The following is a 15,741-nucleotide window of genomic DNA, read 5'->3' as shown; positions in this document are numbered from 1 at the left end:
GGACAAGGCCATGTGGGGGGACATCGCTGATCTTGTGCTCCGGGCGGACTGCGTGTGCTGCGGACGCCTGGTGGGCTCGGGGCATCCGGCGTGCCCGGAGTGCCTGGCGGATCTCTCAGCGCCCTGGCAGCGGTGGGATCCACCCGTGGCTGTGGCACCCGTCTACGCGGCGGGGGCCTATGGTGGGCCCCGCCGGAGCCTGGTGATCGCGGCGAAGGACCGGCTGCGTGCCGCGGCGATCGACCTGATGGGGCGGATGTACTACACGGGATTGCAGGGCATCGCCTCCCGCGGGGTGGTGCCGGATCCGCGCCTAGGGCCTGTGGCGCTGCTGCCCGCACCGACCCGGCGTTCGGCGGAAAAGAACCGCGGCGGGGACGTCGTCACCCGCGCGGCGCTCATCACCCGAGCCCTGCACAGCGCGCGGCACCCGCAGGCGAGCGCGAACATCGGCGTGTTTCAGCTGGCGCACGTCAACGAGCGAGCACGGGATTCGGTGGGACTTGGCCGGCAACAGCGACGAAGTAACATCGCGGCGTCGATTGACATGCATCCAGAACGGGTGAGCAGCGCACGCGAGTACCTCAGCCGGGGTGCCCGCGTGGTGATTGTGGATGACGTCCTCACCACCGGCGCGACCAGTGCGCACTTTGCATTATCGCTGGCCAGCGTGGGGATTGTGGTGGACGCGATCCTCGTCCTCGCGGCCGTGTAGTTTTGCTATCCTAGAGGTGGAAAGAGCATCACAGCGGGCGCTGAGTAATCCCACCCAGTGACGCGTGGTGACCACGAGGATTGAAGGAGGTTGCGCGATGTCCAAGGACAACTCCGCACCAGTCAACCAAGAAGCTCCACAAGCACACGTTGAAATCACCGGCAGGAACGTTGAAGTTCCGGAGCATTTCGCAGATCGAGTCAATGCCCGCCTGGCGAAGATTGAACGTTTGGACCCAACGCTGACCTCTTTCCACGTGGAGCTGCAGCACGAGCCGAACCCGCGCCGTGCTGATGAGTCCGACCGCATTCAGATCACCGCATCCGGCAAGGGCCACATCGCCCGCGCAGAGGCCAAGGAAGACAGCTTCTACGCTGCCCTGGAAGTGGCCATCGGCCGCATGGAGCGCTCCCTGCGCAAGGTGAAGGCTCGCCGCCGCATCTCCCGCTCCGGCCACCGTGCACCGCTGTCCACCGGTGAAGTGGCAGCTCAGCTGGTGGAGGAAGCAAAGCCACAGGAAGAAGCACCCGGCAAGTACGATGTTGATCCGTACGAGGATCAGTTCAAGCCTGGCCAGGTTGTGCGCCGCAAGACCCACAAGGCTGTTCCGATGAGCGTGGATGACGCGCTGTCCGAGATGGAGCTGGTGGGCCACGACTTCTACCTGTTCATCAACGAGGAGAACAACCAGCCGTCCGTGGTGTACCGCCGCCACGCTTACGACTACGGATTGATTGCCATTAAGGAGTAATCCTTAGAGAACCGATGGCACGCCCCGGCACCCTATGTTGACCCTTCCGTCGAAGGGCTCAATATAGGGTGTTTTTATGAATTGTGTGCGCTTAAGGTTCGCTCCGGGATGCAAACCGGAGTAGGATGCTTAGCATTGTGCAAGTAGCAGGGATGCTTTTTAAGGCTCTGCTCGACCCTCAAACGAAAAGGACCAACTGACCAGTGTTTGGACTCTCCAAGATTCTCCGTATCGGCGAAGGACGCAACGTCAAGCGCCTTGAGAAGATCGCTGAACAGGTGATGGATCTCGATGAGCAGTATGCACAGCTCAGCGATGATGAACTTCGCGAGAAAACTGCGGAGTTTCAAACGCGCATCCAGGACAAGGGTGAGTCTCTGGACGATGTTCTGCTGGAGGCATTCGCGACCGCCCGCGAGGCATCCTGGCGCGTGCTGGGGCAGAAGCACTACAAGGTGCAGATCATGGGTGGCGCGGGCCTGCACTACGGCTTTGTCTCCGAGATGAAGACCGGTGAGGGTAAGACCCTGACCTGTGTGCTCCCCGCCTACCTGAACGCTCTGTCCGGCAAGGGTGTGCACGTGGTCACCGTGAATGATTACCTGGCGAAGCGTGACGCGGAATGGATGGGCCGTGTTCACCGTTTCCTGGGACTGACCACCGATGTGATTCTGTCCAACAAGCGACCTGCTGAACGACGCCAGGCGTACGCCGCAGACATCACGTACGGAACCAACAACGAGTTTGGTTTCGATTACCTGCGCGACAACATGGCGCACTCCCTGGATGACTTGGTGCAGCGTGGCCACAACTTCGCGATCATCGATGAGGTGGACTCCATCCTGATCGATGAGGCCCGTACCCCTCTGATTATTTCGGGTCCCGTGGGTGGATCCAGCGAGTGGTTCGTGGCGTTTGCCCGGATCGCTCCGAAGATGACGCGCGACATCCACTATGAAATCGACGAGCGGAAGAAGACCGTCGGTATCAAGGAAGAGGGCGTGGAGTTTGTTGAGGACCAGCTGGGCATTGAAAACCTGTATGCCCCTGAGCACTCTCAGCTGGTGAGCTACCTCAACAACTCCATCAAGGCCAAGGAACTCTTCACTCGGGATAAGGACTACATTGTCCGTAATGGCGAGGTCATGATCGTGGACGAGTTCACGGGCCGTGTGTTGGAGGGTCGCCGTTACAACGAGGGCATCCACCAGTCCATCGAGGCGAAGGAAGGGGTGGAGATTAAGAACGAGAACCAGACGCTGGCGACCGTGACCCTCCAGAACTACTTCCGCATGTACGACAAGCTGTCCGGAATGACCGGTACCGCGGAGACCGAGGCTGCTGAGCTGAAGTCCACCTACGGCTTGGATGTTGCCCCGATCCCGACGAACCGGGAGAACCAGCGCGTGGACCAGGTGGATCTGATCTACAAGACCCAAGAGGCCAAGTTCGAGGCCGTGGCCGATGACATCGCCGAGCGCGTGGAGAAGGGCCAGCCGGTTCTGGTGGGTACCACCTCCGTGGAGCGTTCCGAGTACCTGTCCAAGCTGCTGCAGCGCCGCGGCATCCGGCACTCCGTGCTGAACGCGAAGTACCACGAGCAGGAAGCCGAGATCGTGGCCCAGGCGGGCCGTTCTGGTGCCGTGACCGTGGCAACGAACATGGCCGGCCGTGGTACGGACATCGTGCTGGGCGGTAACCCAGACATCTTGGCGGACATTAACCTGCGCGAGCGTGGCCTGGATCCCGTGGAGGACCCGGAGGCCTACGAGACGGCCTGGGATGAGGAGATCGCGAAGGTGCGCGAGGCCTCCAAGAAGGAAGCGGAGATCGTGCGCGAGGCCGGTGGCTTGTACGTGTTGGGCACGGAGCGTCACGAGTCCCGCCGTATCGACAACCAGCTCCGAGGCCGTTCCGCCCGTCAGGGTGACCCGGGTGAGACCCGCTTCTACCTGTCCATGCGTGACGACCTGATCGTGCGCTTCGTGGGACAGACCATGGAGGCGATGATGACTCGCCTGAACATCCCGGACAATGAGGCCATTGACTCCAAGATGGTCACCAACTCCATCAAGAGCGCCCAGGGCCAGGTGGAGGCCGCGAACTTTGAGATGCGCAAGAACGTGTTGAAGTACGACGAGGTCATGAACGAGCAGCGCAAGGTGATCTACCGTGAGCGTCGTCAGATCCTCGAAGGCGAAGACGTGGCGGTGCAGATCCGCGGCATGTTGAGGGACACCATTGCCGCGTACGTGGACGGCGCGACGGCCGAGGGCTATGTGGAGGACTGGGACCTGGATACGCTGTGGAACGCCCTGGAGGCGCTCTACGGGCCGTCCTTCACCCACGAGGAGCTGGTGGAGGGCACCGACTATGGCAAGGCCGGCGAGCTGTCCTCCGGTCAGCTGCTGGAGGCTCTGCTCGAGGATGCCAATGGCCAGTACGACGAGCTGGAGGAAACGGTGGCTGCCATCGGCGGCGAGGAGCAGATGCGTGGCATGGAGCGCGCCGCTCTGCTGAACGTGGTGGATGAGAAGTGGCGCGAGCACCTCTACGAGATGGACTACCTGAAGGAGGGCATCGGCCTGCGCGCGATGGCGCAGCGCGATCCTCTGGTGGAGTACCAGCGTGAAGGTGGCGACATGTTCAACCGCATGAAGGAGGGCATCAAGGAGGAGACGATCCGCCAGCTCTTCCTGGTGCGCAAGCAGATGGCGCAGAACAACGCGTCCGGCTCGATGCCGCTGCACGATCCCGCGCAGCATGTGGAGACCCAGGAATCTAACTCCGTGACGGGTGGCTAGCAGCTAGATTACGTGGAGGGACTCGAGGCGCCATCGATTGGTGCCTCGAGTTTTTGTTGTGGGGGTGAGCCGATCCAACGGCACCTTGAACTTGGAGCGCCGCAGGCACAGGGTCCCCGCGACCGCGCGGATGCGCCTGCCCACCACGATGGTGGCGCAGAAGCGCACCTCGTGCCGGTAGCCGCGCAGGCTGGACACGGGCGGCTGCAGGTGCAGGCTCTTGAGCGTGAGGCTGGTGCCCGGCGGAATCCTGCGCTGGACCTCGTACGTGTAGGGCGTGATGCGTGGGTGGAAGGGACCCTTGGCCAGGATGTGCACCGGCCTGAGGCGCTGCAGGATCTCCAGCCAGAGGGTGAGCATGCCCGCGACGTGCTCGACCCGGGGCGGGGTGACGGAGGGGCCGTGATCCTCGCCGTTGTCAGCTGTGGGTAGCGCGTTGCTGGTGGCGACGGTGACCGGGTCCGGCGGTGACGGGCGGCGCAGGATGGCGTAGCCCGGCAGCACGCAGGTGGCAGTGTGCTCGGTGTGCTCAGTAGGTTCAGTGTGCTCGGTCGGTACTGTGGCAGTCATCGATTCCCCCGATATCTGTGGTGACTGTCGTAAGACGACGCGCATACACGCGCGTACCAGGCAGCCTAGCGCATGTTCTTTCCACGCGTCTATTTCATGGCAGAATGGACACCATGCGTGCATTAATTGTTGACTATTGCGGTGTATTGGATGGTGCGGAAGAGGATCGTCGTCGGTGGCGCAAGTTGCTGACTGCCGCGCGCACCGAGGGCCTGGGCACGGCCATTTTGTCGAATGATCCCGGCGGGGACGCCGCCGCCCCGATCCGTCAGTGGCAGGAGGCAGGGTATGTGGACCACGTGATCCTGTCCGGCGAGGTGGGTGCTGAGAAGCCGTCGGAGGAGATCTTCACCATCACCGCCGACCGCCTGGAGCTTAACCGCAAGGATCTGGTGTTGGTGGACGATAACATCGTGAACATCCGCGGCGCTGTGGAGGCGGGCCTTGTGGGCGTGTACTACCAGCAATTTGACCGCGCAGTGGTGGAGATCCAGGGCCTGTTTGGCCTGGAGGGGGAGTTTTAGCCCATGCGTGTGTATATTCCAGCGACCTTCGACATGCTGAGCGCGCTGAAGGCGGACGGGGAGCACCCGATCCGCTCGGGCGTGGCGTTCGCGCTGACCCCTGCGGTGCGCGAGTTTTACACGGGTGGCGATGAGGAGGAGCTGGCGTACACCGCCTTTCTGGATGCGGCCCGCGCTTCGCTGCGCCTGCTGGCCTCGGGGGATGAGCAGCGTTTCCCGCACCGCCGCGTGGTAATCAGCGCGGACATCGCCGATGCGTCCCTGCAGATGTCTCCGGCGGATGGGGAGTCCGTGGTGCGTGTGTCACCCGCCGTGCTCTCGATTGCGCAGCTGGCGGCGATTCACGTGGATGATGCCGACGCCGAAGCCGCCACCGCGAAAGCCATCACCTGTATCGACGAGGCCGATCTTGGTGATGAGGATGCCGAGCTGGCCCTAGGTGACGCCGAGGATAACCTGATGAGCTGGTACGACGCCAAGGAACTCGCGTTCCTGGTGGACCTGCTCTAGACAAAGGCAGCTGCTCTACAGCTCCCAGTGGTTGTTGGATCGCAGCGCTTCGAGCAGACGGCGCACCGCGCTCACTCGGCGGGCGGACGCCCCCTCTAAGGTGTCCAGCATGCATTCAGGATCGGCGGGAGGGCCGATGTGCGTGCACCCTCGCGGGCACGTCTCGGCGATCTCGCGGAGATCGTCGAAGACCCCGATGATGGTCTCTGGGTCCACGTGAGCCAGGCCGAAGCTTCGGATTCCCGGGGTGTCGATGACCCACCCACCGCCGGGCAGTTTCAAGGCCACGGATTGCGTGGAGGTATGGCGCCCCTTGCCCACTCCGCTGACTTCTCCGGTGGCGCGCTCGGCGTCGGGGACAAGACGATTGACCAGGGTTGATTTGCCCACACCCGAATGGCCCACGGTGGCGGACACGGCGTTGTTCAAGCGGGCGACGAGGGGGGAGAGGTCATCGTCCACGCCCGTCAGCAGGATCTCCAGGCCCAGGTCCACAAACTCGGCGGCGAACTCGCGCGGATCGGCCAGGTCGGATTTCGTCAGGCACAGGATCGGCCGCAGCCCGCCCACGAACGCGGCGATGAGCGCCCGCTCCACGAAGCCTGCGCGGGGAGGGGGATCGGCCACGGCGGTGACGATCAGCAGGTTATCGGCGTTGGCGACCACGATGCGCTCGTAGCGGTCGGTGTCATCCGCGGTGCGGCGCAGCACACTGGTGCGCTCCTCCAGCTTCACGATCCGGGCCAGGGTGTCCTTCTTCCCGGAGGTGTCACCCACCACGCCCACGCGGTCGCCCACCACCACCGCGGTGCGGCCCATCTCCCGGGCACGCATGCACGTCACTTCCACGCCCGTGTCCTCCAGGACCACGCCCCAGCGGCCGCGGTCCTTGGAGATCACCATTCCCCGCTTGGCGTCCTTGTGCTCGGGGCGGTCCTTCGTGCGGGGGCGGGAGCGTTTGGAGGGACGGATCCTGATGTCCGATTCGTCCCAGTCCCGCCTAGCCACGGGCGCGCCCCAGCAGCTGGGCCCATCGCTCGCGGAAGCCCGGAAGGGTCTTTGCGGTGGTGTCGATGTTCTCCACGTGGATGCCCTCGACTGTGAGGCCCAGGATCGCACCAGCGGTGGCCATGCGGTGATCCGCGTAGGACAGCCACGTGCCTCCCTGCAGCGGCTTCGGCTCAATGACCAGGCCGTCCGCGGTTTCCTTCACCTGGCCGCCCAAGGCGTTGATGTTGTCCGCCAACGCCTTCAGCCGGTCGGTCTCGTGGCCGCGCAGGTGCGCGATGCCGTACAGGTGGGAGGGGCTGTGCGCCAGGGCAGCCAGCGCCACCACCGTGGGGGTGAGCTCGCCGATGTCGTGCATGTCCCACGTGATGCCCTGGAGTTCCCCCGTGCCGCGGACGATGAGCTCCTGGTTGTGGGCGTCGAAATCCACATCGGTGCCCATGTCCTCCAGGATGGTGCGGAATTGGTCGCCCGGCTGCGTGGTGCTCTGCGGCCACTGGGCGATGCGCACCGTGCCACCCGTGGCGGCCGCGGCGGCCATGAACGGGGTGGCGTTGGACAGATCCGGCTCCACATTCCAGGTGCGGGCGGCGATGGGGCCGGGCTGGACCGTCCACCGGTTGTGCGCCACCTCCACGGTCACGCCGGCGGCGCGGAGCATCTCCACGGTCATCTCCACGTGCGGCTGGGAGGGCAGGGAGTCCCCGTCGTGGATGACGGTGAGGCCCTCGGTGTAGCGGGCGCCGGCGAGCAGGAGGCCGGAGACGAACTGGGAGGACGAGGAGGCGTCGATGACCACCTGGCCGCCGTCGATCGCGCCGGTGCCCTGCAGGAGGAACGGGAGGGACTGCGTAGGCGTGCTGGAGGTGGACTGGACTGCCGCGCCCAGGGCGGTGAGACTGTTGATGGTGGTGGCCATGGGCCGACGCCGGGCTTGCTCGTCACCGTCGAACTCCACCGTGCCCTGGGCCAACACGGCCACGGGCGGGACGAAGCGCATGACGGTGCCGGCCAGGCCGCAGTCAATGGTCCCGCCGTGCAGGGTGTCCGTGGGGACCACGTGGATGGTGGTGCCGTCGACGGTGATGGAGGTGCCGAGCTGGCGCAGGGCGTCCGCCATGAGGAGCGTGTCGCGACTGATGAGGGCGCCATTGATGGTGGACGGCCCGTCGGCCAGCGCGGAGAGGATCAGCGCACGGTTGGTGATGGATTTCGAGCCGGGGATGGCTACGGTTGCGTCGATGGGTTTCTCTGCGAGGGGTGCTGGCCACAAATCGTCAGTCGTCATGCCCTCTATTGTTCCAAATTTCCCGTCATAATGGGACATATGTGTGGCCGTTATGTGTTGTTTAGTTCGATGGAGCAGATTGCGTCCACTGTGGCGCAGCATCTGTCGCAGGGGCCGAGTCCTCAGACAGTACAGACGCAGGAATTGCAGCCGAATTTTAATGTGGCGCCCACGCATGTGGTGCCGATTATTCGCCTGTTTCAGGGCGTGCCGACGGTGGGGCCCGCGCAGTGGGGCTATCCGCCGCGCACCGTGTTTAATGCCCGCGGTGAGACCCTGAAGGATAAGCCCCTGTTTACGGGGAGCCTCCCGTGTGCGTTCGTGATGGACGGGTGGTACGAGTGGACAGGCGAGCGCGGGGAGAAGCAGCCGTGGTTCACCCATTGCGCAGATGAGCAGCCGCTGATCGTGGCGGGACTGTGCACGGTGCGCGAGGGGGTGCTGTATGCCACGATCGTCACCTGTGCTGCCGTTCCCGAACTGGAGTGGCTTCATCATCGCATGCCTCGCCTGCTGCTGGGGGAGGGGGAGCTGGACGCCTGGTTGCAGGGGGAGGACTGGTCTGTCCTTGCCACCATCGACGCCGAGGCGGTCGCCCACGCCGGTCTCACATCGAGGAAAGCCTCGCGGCAGGTCGGCAGCGTGCGCAATAATTCACCGGCGCTGATCGGGTGGGAATAAACTACTAGGGACAACGTTGATTGGAAGGTGACACAATTGCCTCAACGCACTGAAGAAACCGACGCCGAATTGCTGGCTCGTTTTGAATCGGATGCGCTGCCCCTGCTGGATCAATTGTATGGCGCCGCGTTGCGCATGACGCGCAATCCCGCGGACGCTCAGGATTTGGTCCAGGACGCCTACATGAAGGCCTATCAGGCGTTCGGTTCCTTTAAACCGGGAACGAACTTGAAGGCGTGGATGTACCGCATTTTGACGAATACGTACATCAACAATTACCGCAAGGCGCAGCGCCGGCCGCAGGAGTCCTCGGCTGACGAGATGACGGATTGGCAGGTGGCGGAATCCGCCTCCCACGATTCGGTGGGCTTGGAGTCCGCGGAAGTGGAAGCGCTGAAAAGGATTCCCGACCAGCGCATCCGCACAGCCCTGATGGATCTGGGCGAGGACTACCGCATGGTGGTCTACTACGCCGACGTGGAGGGGCTTGCTTACAAGGAGATCGCGGAGATCATGGACACTCCCATCGGCACGGTGATGAGCCGGCTGTCGCGTGGGCGTAAGCAGCTGCGCACGGCCTTGAAGGACGTGGCTGCGGAGCACGGCATTGCCGTAGACAAAGGCGCTGCGAAGGCCAGCGCACAAAAAGCCAGCGCGAAGAATGCCAGCACTAAGACAACGAAGGAGCACGGCTATGTCTAAGAAATCCCAATGCGACGACCTGGTCCGAGCACTCTATGAATATGTTGATGGTGCTGGAGATGCGCAGGCTCGAGCGCAACTGAAGAAGCACGCGGAGGAGTGCCCAAGCTGTCTAGAAGCGCTGGGGATTGAGCAGCAGGTGCGGGAGATTCTCCGCTCCAGTTGCTGCGAGCAGGCCCCGACGGAGCTGCGGGCGAGAATCACCCGCAGCCTGCGTATCACGCGCGTAGAGTACCGGGCTTAACACGTGAAAAAGCGAGAACTGACGTGAAGTCAGTTCTCGCTTTTTATGCTCTACGGGGTGTGTTAAGCGTTTGGACGCTTACCGTGGTTTGCCTTGCCCTTGCGGCGGTCCTTGCGCTTACGGCCACGCTTGCTCATGTGGAAGCTCCTTTATGGGGTTTGATGTAGTAACCGCACTAGTCTAACGCGTGAGGTTCGCGTTAGGGAAATATTTACAGGGAAATGCGGGTGCGGTTGCGGGCGCGGCCGCGGTTGTTGCGGCGCTTCAGGGCGCGGCGCTCGTCCTCGCTCATGCCGCCCCACACGCCGGCGTCCTGGCCGGACTCGATGGCCCAGTTCAGGCACTGCGTTGTGACGCTGCAGCGGTTGCAGACCAGCTTGGCCTGTGCGATCTGGGTGAGAGCTGGGCCGGAGTTACCTACTGGGAAGAACAGTTCTGGGTCCTCGTCGCGGCAGACTGCTTTGTGGCGCCAATCCATGTGGTAGGTCCTTTCATGACTGCGTGGGGGTACGCGAACGTGCCTCCCACTGTGTGGGGTGTTTTCGTGGTGGGGACTGCGGCGAAGTGGCGTTGCCGAGTGCTTATGTGGTCCCGTGGCGGCTTCTCGCCGTAATCAGAGAATCCCCCTGGGTTTAACTGGCTGTTAAACCGAGTGACTCTTCTTTGTTACTTGGTACATACTGACATGTGAAAAGCTGCTGCGCTAGAGGTAGATGCGAAAATGTGATGAAGATCACACTGTTTTGATTTTGTGTTATTCAGAACCCAGAGTAGAGCCTAACCTACCCCACGGGCTACACTCAACACCTATGAAAGCGTCCTCCTTTATCTCCTCAGAGATCCCCACAACCATCAAACTCGCCGGCTTCTTTGGCGTCGTGGAGGGCCTCGCCGGCCTGGTCATCGCCGCAGTCCTGCTGGTTCGAGACCTCATGGGCTACGAATCCCCCGGAGCAGTCATCAGCGGAGCCGGAACCGCACTGTGGTTCCTGCTGATCTTCGGGGTGATCCTCGCCGCTGGCATCGCACTGCTGACAGCCCACGCCTGGGGACGCGGTCCCATCGTCTTCTTCCAACTGTGCCTGCTGGGCGTGGCGTACTACATGTTCACGTCCTCCCGCCCAGAGCTCGGTGTTCCCACCGCCCTCATCGCCCTGGTGGGCCTGGCGCTGATCTTCCACAAGAACAGTGTGAACTGGATGATGCAGCGCTACGAGCAGCGCGACTAAAGACTCATGCGCAGCGCGACTAAGCAGACAGAACCACCGTCTCCTGGCCGCGCTGCTCCACCACAAACTTCCCGGCTACCTTCAGTGTCACCGGTCCGGAGTATCCTTGCCGGTCCACCGGAATAGTCCGCTCGACCTCGCCTGAGTGCCAATTCACCACAGCAATCCCCGCCGGCACCGGAACTAGCACACGGCCACCCATGGCGCCACCCGTACCTAAGGCGCCCTCCACATGCCACACGGGCCGCAGCGTGGACGGATCAAAGCCCACCAGCCGCTCACCATCCCACCACGTCATGTGGTGCGGAAGATCAGCCGTCACCGGGCTAAACCCATCGCCAGCTGCCTCCGCCAGGCCGGAAGGCTGAACCGGAAACGTATCCACGGTGTCCGTATCTGCGCGGTACACCTTCACCACCGGCCGGCCGTCATCCACATGCATGTAGGCCGCCACACGATCCTGAGCCACCGCCACCAACTGGCTGCCCAGCGGCAGGTCCCAACTCTCGTCCTCCTCCGGCTCCGAGGACTCCTCCGGAGTAGTGGTCATGGCCCGCAACACGGAGCGGTTCTCCTCGGCGCAGGACTGTAGCACGGCCAGGAACTCCTTGCGCCACAACGCGCCGGCCATCCCGCACTCTTCATGAGCCTGCTTGTGCGGCTGGGTTGGCGCCTCCACCTGACCCACCTCCACCGTGCGCACCAGGTCCTTGCGCCACAGCTCCACCCGGCGATCGGAGACCGTGCCCACATTGTCGTTGCTCTGCTGCACGCGAACATCCTCGCTGGCCAGAGCGCTGCGCGTGGAATGGTATTGGCCCGTGGCAGTCTTGAAGCTCACCGCGTCCCCGCACCCCTTCGCTGACCGCATCAGCAACACCGTCACATTCCACGCCATCGCCGAACCACACACATCGTGCGGCGCCGTGTAGCTCCACGCATCCTCGCCCGTGGCCACGTGCTTCACCGTCACCGAGCGGTCATCATGCTGGATCAACACGCCGCCCTCATCCACGGATAGTCGCGACGCCACGTTCGGAGATCTCCACACCTCATGCAGCGTGTCCGGTACGAACCCCTCCGGAAGCTTCGACAATTCCGACGCCGCTATACGTGAGTGAGAGGGGTTGTGCTGAACGCGCCGGGCGTCGGAGGAAAAATAGGCAGAGACGGCCACCAACGCAACAACAAGGACAATCGCGCACACGGCGACGACATCCCGCGTGGAACGGGACTCAGGACGGGGCAGTGGGACACGCATCAGCGGCGGCGCCTCCTTGATCGACGTCCGGGGGTGAGCCCAACGGATTCCAGGAAGTCCGGCGACTCGCTAAACCACTGGGGCGGATCGACGAACTGCTGCAGGCCCAGGCTCTCCGCGATGGCATTCCAGCGGTGGACCTCATCCCAGCCCACCAGCGTAATCGCCATTCCCTCCTGGCCCGCGCGGCCCGTGCGGCCAATGCGGTGGACATAGGAGCGCTCGTCAGTGGGGCACTGGACGTTGATCACATGAGACACACCCTCCACGTCAATGCCGCGCGCCGCAACATCGGTCGCCACAATCACAGACACCTGGCCTGTGCGAAACGCCTTCAGGGAACGCTCGCGCTCCACCTGCCGCAAGCCCCCGTGAATGCTGCAGGCCGGAAAGCCCCGCTTATACAACTTCTCGCCCAGCATCCCGGCCTGCCGCTGCGTGCGCACAAACACAATCGTGCGCTCCACCTCCGCTGCACCAAGGATCTTTGCCAATGCTTCCTCGCGATCCAACTGATGAGACTGAAACACCACCTGGCGGGTGGACTCGTGCGTGGCCTTCGAGGAGCCAGAATCCGCCTGGATCCTCACCGGCTTGCGCATAAACTCACGCGTCAACTCCATGACCGGCGCCGGCAGGGTGGCGGAAAACAGCATTGTCTGGCGGTGGCCCTGAGGCGGCTTGGCCAGCAAGAGGATCGTCCGCATGTCCTCAATAAAGCCCTGATCCAGCATCTCATCGGCCTCATCCAGCACCAGAATCTCTACCGTGGACAGTGTCAGGTGCCCGCGACGCGACAAATCCAGCACCCGGCCGGGCGTACCCACAAGGACATCCACGCCGGACTTCAGCGCGGCGATCTGTGGCTCAAAAGCCACGCCGCCGTAGACAGCCTTGATCTTTAAGGGAAGATGCTCACCCGCGGACACCAGATCCTCCGCCACCTGCGCGCACAATTCCCGGGTAGGGACAACCACCAGGGCTCGGGGTGTGCCGTCGGGGGCGGAGACTTCGGCGTCGTCAAACACACGATCCAGCAGTGGAATCCCAAATCCCAGCGTCTTTCCGGTGCCCGTCCGCGCCTGGCCGATGATGTCCCTACCCCGCAGCGCCACGGGAAGGGCCAGCTCCTGGATGGAAAAAGGCGTGCGGATGCCGCGGTCCTCAAGCGCCTCGATAATCTCCATCGCAACGCCGAGATCGGCAAAAGTCAAGGCAGTGGATCCTGTCGCCACGTGCACCCACCTTTCGGGCACTCTATGCTTATAGACGGCTATGATGGTCACACTACTGCACCGCCTGGTGCAGTGACACCTCGAGATCATGAAAAGGACGTGGGAAAACCCATGCAGATCAAGATTGGCTTCGTGCACAACGCACGCGAACTCGTACTGGAATCCGAGGAATCACAGGATGCGGTGGTAGAACGCGTAGAAACCTTCTTGGCAAGCACGCAAGACAACGCCACCCTCAGCCTGAGCAGCTCGAAGGGTGCGAAGGTTGTTCTGGTGCGCGACAAGATCGCCTACGTAGAGGTCGGAACGGAGACCAAAAACTCCGTGGGCTTCCTGTGATCGCCTAAATGGCTTCTCACCAGCGCTACGATCTGCCCCAACCGCACAGCCACCCCGCCCCGAAAGAACCAGGGCGCGGCGTGAAGGCCGTGCTGCTGGGCGCTTTTGTGGTGGTCACTGCCTTGATCCTGGTTACCGTGTTGCGCGAAGGGGGCCAGGATGGTGTTCAGGATGGTGCTGTGGTGGGGGACACGGCGATGAGCGGCTCGGCGGAGGGGGAGTCCGGCGGGTCTGGTCCCATCCCGCAGAGCATCTTCGATGACCTGCGCGTGGGCGAGCTCCCACCCGGTGGGCCTTTCAGCACCAAGGGCTCCCAGAAGTACCGGACGGTCGGCACGCCCGGCGAGCGCGCAGGCACCGGCACGAAGCATAAGTACACCTACGTGGTGGAGGTGGAGGATACGATCGACGCGGCCACTTACGGCGGGGACGACGCCTTCGCCGCGATCATCGACGCCACCCTCGCTAACCCCAAGTCCTGGATCGCCGATAAGGCCTTTTCCTTCCAGCACGTGGATGCGAAGAAGGTGAAGAATCCCGATTATCGCTTCCAGCTGTCCTCCACGGACACAACCCATGAGCTGTGCGGCAACAGCTACAAGCTGGAAACCAGCTGCTTCTACCGGATTGGCAACCGCGTGGTGATTAACCAGGCGCGGTGGGTGCGCGGCGCCGCTCCGTTTCACGGAGACCTGGGGTCCTATCGCCAATACGTCATTAATCACGAGCTGGGCCACGGCATCGGCTATGCTGCGCACACCCCCTGCGATAAGGACGGCGCGTTGGCTCCGATCATGATGCAGCAGACGTTGTCCATGCGCAATAGTGAGCTGTATAAAATAAATCCGGAAGAAAGCTACAAAAATAATGGGGATACGTGCCGCCCTAATCCGTGGCCGTACCCCTCAGGGAAAGTAACGGATGTGAAGCAGTAATGACTCAGCCACCCGCACATATCCTGACGAGTTTCCAGGTCCCGACCGCACGCCCCACGCGCGTGGAGGGCGCCTGGGCGGGTGGTTGGCGCTGCGATCATGCCGTCATTTCACGGGCGGATGATCCTGCGCGTGCGGCGTGGATCTCCAAAACGATGACGAAGATCCGCCCCGTGGGGGTGTCCGTGTCTCGCCCGATTTCCTCGTCCGACGGGCGCTTTAGCGTGTCCGGGTGGCGGGCGCGCACGTTTTTGAGTGGGGCGCCGTCGCCTCGTTTTGATGAGATGGCCGCGGCAGCGCTGAAGATTAATGATGCGTTGGCGGGGGAGGCTCGCCCGAGTTTCCTGCGACCGCCGGAGGTGGGCACGCCGTGGCGGTCGGCTGATATTTTCGCAGCGGCGGAGGAGGCGGCGTTCGCGGACAACGCCACGCAGTGGATCGCGCCGGTGCTGGATGCGGAGTCCATCCCGCGTGAGGATGTCGCGCAGGCTCTGATGAAGGCCGCGCATGTGCTGGACTTGCGGGAGGAGATTCACGCCGCCGACCAGGTCGTTCATGCCGATGTGGTGGGATGTGTCATGTTCGACGACGCCTCGGATCCCATTTTCACAGACATCGTGCCTACGTTTAGGCCTTATGCGTGGTCGGTGGCGCTGCTGGCCGTGGATTCCATCGCCTGGGCCTCGGCCCCGGATGCGCTGCTGGATAGGTGGGCACACCTAGAGGATTTCGATCAGCTGCTGGTGCGCGCTGTGGTGTACCGGTTGTGTGTGCACATCATGCACCCGGATGCGCGTCCTGAGGCGTGGCCGGGGCTGCAACGCTGCGCGGATGTGGTGGCTGGCAGGATCCGCCGGCAGCGGCACAGCGGTTAGGTGTGGAGGTCTGCGCGGGCCTCGCTACCTGTGTGTTCGATTTTTAACGTCCGTTGTGGGGGACGATGTA

At 63.1% G+C, this 15,741-nt stretch carries 19 protein-coding genes; 12 read left to right on the top strand and 7 right to left on the bottom strand.

Annotated features, from left to right (window positions below; translation table 11 throughout):
* Positions 1 to 10: 10 nt before the first annotated feature.
* The 3 genes from GC425_RS03520 to secA all read left to right on the top strand — a co-directional run bounded on the left by GC425_RS03520 (position 11) and on the right by secA (position 4,270).
* Positions 11 to 715 carry a ComF family protein gene (locus tag GC425_RS03520; RefSeq protein WP_151843809.1) on the top strand — a complete coding sequence of 235 codons (705 nt, stop codon included), beginning with the start codon at positions 11 to 13 and terminating at the stop codon, positions 713 to 715.
* 97 nt (positions 716 to 812) lie between these two features.
* Complete coding sequence (gene hpf / locus GC425_RS03515; RefSeq protein WP_151842034.1) at positions 813 to 1,466, top strand: ribosome hibernation-promoting factor, HPF/YfiA family; 654 nt, start codon at positions 813 to 815, stop codon at positions 1,464 to 1,466.
* A 203-nt stretch (positions 1,467 to 1,669) separates the two neighbouring features.
* Positions 1,670 to 4,270, top strand: coding sequence for a preprotein translocase subunit SecA (gene secA / locus GC425_RS03510; RefSeq protein ID WP_151843810.1), 2,601 nt, complete (start codon positions 1,670 to 1,672; stop codon positions 4,268 to 4,270).
* 3 nt (positions 4,271 to 4,273) lie between these two features.
* Here the strand turns inward: secA and GC425_RS03505 are convergent, their stop codons facing one another.
* Positions 4,274 to 4,840: a hypothetical protein gene (locus tag GC425_RS03505; protein WP_151843811.1), complete on the bottom strand. Its 567-nt coding sequence runs from the start codon at positions 4,838 to 4,840 to the stop codon at positions 4,274 to 4,276.
* Positions 4,841 to 4,953: 113 nt separating this feature from the next.
* Here GC425_RS03505 and GC425_RS03500 point away from each other — a divergent pair, with 113 nt between their 5' ends.
* Together GC425_RS03500 and GC425_RS03495 are read left to right on the top strand one after the other, a co-directional pair.
* Positions 4,954 to 5,364: an HAD family hydrolase gene (locus GC425_RS03500; RefSeq protein WP_151842031.1), complete on the top strand. Its 411-nt coding sequence runs from the start codon at positions 4,954 to 4,956 to the stop codon at positions 5,362 to 5,364.
* A 3-nt stretch (positions 5,365 to 5,367) separates the two neighbouring features.
* Entirely contained in the window at positions 5,368 to 5,874 is a 507-nt protein-coding gene (locus tag GC425_RS03495) for a hypothetical protein (RefSeq protein WP_151843812.1), read from the top strand.
* Positions 5,875 to 5,889: 15 nt separating this feature from the next.
* Here GC425_RS03495 and rsgA read toward each other — a convergent pair whose 3' ends face one another.
* Together rsgA and aroA are read right to left on the bottom strand one after the other, a co-directional pair.
* Positions 5,890 to 6,882 (bottom strand): ribosome small subunit-dependent GTPase A, encoded by a 993-nt coding sequence (rsgA, locus tag GC425_RS03490; protein WP_151843813.1) that lies wholly within the window; start codon positions 6,880 to 6,882, stop codon positions 5,890 to 5,892.
* On the bottom strand, positions 6,875 to 8,170 hold the full coding sequence (gene aroA, locus GC425_RS03485; protein ID WP_151843814.1) for a 3-phosphoshikimate 1-carboxyvinyltransferase: 1,296 nt from the start codon (positions 8,168 to 8,170) through the stop codon (positions 6,875 to 6,877). The genes rsgA and aroA overlap by 8 nt, the downstream gene beginning before the upstream one ends.
* A gap of 39 nt (positions 8,171 to 8,209) precedes the next feature.
* Here aroA and GC425_RS03480 point away from each other — a divergent pair, with 39 nt between their 5' ends.
* From GC425_RS03480 to rsrA, 3 genes are read left to right on the top strand one after another with little or no spacing between them, the layout of a single operon-like run.
* Positions 8,210 to 8,851 carry an SOS response-associated peptidase gene (locus tag GC425_RS03480; protein ID WP_151843815.1) on the top strand — a complete coding sequence of 214 codons (642 nt, stop codon included), beginning with the start codon at positions 8,210 to 8,212 and terminating at the stop codon, positions 8,849 to 8,851.
* A 27-nt stretch (positions 8,852 to 8,878) separates the two neighbouring features.
* Positions 8,879 to 9,553 carry a sigma-70 family RNA polymerase sigma factor gene (locus GC425_RS03475; RefSeq protein ID WP_151843816.1) on the top strand — a complete coding sequence of 225 codons (675 nt, stop codon included), beginning with the start codon at positions 8,879 to 8,881 and terminating at the stop codon, positions 9,551 to 9,553.
* On the top strand, positions 9,546 to 9,797 hold the full coding sequence (gene rsrA, locus GC425_RS03470) for a mycothiol system anti-sigma-R factor (protein WP_151842025.1): 252 nt from the start codon (positions 9,546 to 9,548) through the stop codon (positions 9,795 to 9,797). Before GC425_RS03475 ends, rsrA begins: the two co-directional genes overlap by 8 nt.
* 62 nt (positions 9,798 to 9,859) lie before the next feature.
* On the opposite strand, the gene GC425_RS09950 is transcribed toward rsrA, so the two are convergent.
* Positions 9,860 to 9,934, bottom strand: coding sequence for a 50S ribosomal protein bL37 (locus tag GC425_RS09950; RefSeq protein WP_106015642.1), 75 nt, complete (start codon positions 9,932 to 9,934; stop codon positions 9,860 to 9,862).
* Between the two features lie 74 nt (positions 9,935 to 10,008).
* Positions 10,009 to 10,275 (bottom strand): WhiB family transcriptional regulator, encoded by a 267-nt coding sequence (locus tag GC425_RS03465; RefSeq protein WP_151842024.1) that lies wholly within the window; start codon positions 10,273 to 10,275, stop codon positions 10,009 to 10,011.
* A gap of 331 nt (positions 10,276 to 10,606) precedes the next feature.
* Here GC425_RS03465 and GC425_RS03460 point away from each other — a divergent pair, with 331 nt between their 5' ends.
* Positions 10,607 to 11,026: a hypothetical protein gene (locus GC425_RS03460; protein WP_231699671.1), complete on the top strand. Its 420-nt coding sequence runs from the start codon at positions 10,607 to 10,609 to the stop codon at positions 11,024 to 11,026.
* Positions 11,027 to 11,045: 19 nt separating this feature from the next.
* On the opposite strand, the gene GC425_RS03455 is transcribed toward GC425_RS03460, so the two are convergent.
* Complete coding sequence (locus GC425_RS03455) at positions 11,046 to 12,287, bottom strand: hypothetical protein (RefSeq protein ID WP_151843817.1); 1,242 nt, start codon at positions 12,285 to 12,287, stop codon at positions 11,046 to 11,048.
* Positions 12,287 to 13,522: a DEAD/DEAH box helicase gene (locus tag GC425_RS03450; RefSeq protein WP_374707627.1), complete on the bottom strand. Its 1,236-nt coding sequence runs from the start codon at positions 13,520 to 13,522 to the stop codon at positions 12,287 to 12,289. The genes GC425_RS03455 and GC425_RS03450 overlap by 1 nt, the downstream gene beginning before the upstream one ends.
* A gap of 111 nt (positions 13,523 to 13,633) precedes the next feature.
* Between GC425_RS03450 and GC425_RS03445 the strand changes: the two genes are divergently transcribed.
* The 3 genes from GC425_RS03445 to GC425_RS03435 are packed head-to-tail and all read left to right on the top strand — an operon-like array spanning position 13,634 to position 15,671.
* Positions 13,634 to 13,861: a DUF3107 domain-containing protein gene (locus GC425_RS03445; protein WP_151842021.1), complete on the top strand. Its 228-nt coding sequence runs from the start codon at positions 13,634 to 13,636 to the stop codon at positions 13,859 to 13,861.
* An 8-nt stretch (positions 13,862 to 13,869) separates the two neighbouring features.
* Positions 13,870 to 14,796, top strand: a complete 927-nt coding sequence (locus tag GC425_RS03440; protein ID WP_151843819.1) for a DUF3152 domain-containing protein — start codon at positions 13,870 to 13,872, stop codon at positions 14,794 to 14,796.
* On the top strand, positions 14,796 to 15,671 hold the full coding sequence (locus GC425_RS03435) for a TIGR02569 family protein (protein ID WP_151843820.1): 876 nt from the start codon (positions 14,796 to 14,798) through the stop codon (positions 15,669 to 15,671). The genes GC425_RS03440 and GC425_RS03435 overlap by 1 nt, the downstream gene beginning before the upstream one ends.
* The last annotated feature ends 70 nt before the right edge of the window (positions 15,672 to 15,741 follow it).

Source organism: Corynebacterium sp. zg254, from assembly GCF_024701495.1.
Taxonomy (GTDB): Bacteria; Actinomycetota; Actinomycetes; order Mycobacteriales; family Mycobacteriaceae; genus Corynebacterium; species Corynebacterium zhongnanshanii.
The sequence above is the reverse complement of the archived record's forward strand: the minus strand, read 5'-3'. Positions and strand labels throughout refer to the sequence as shown.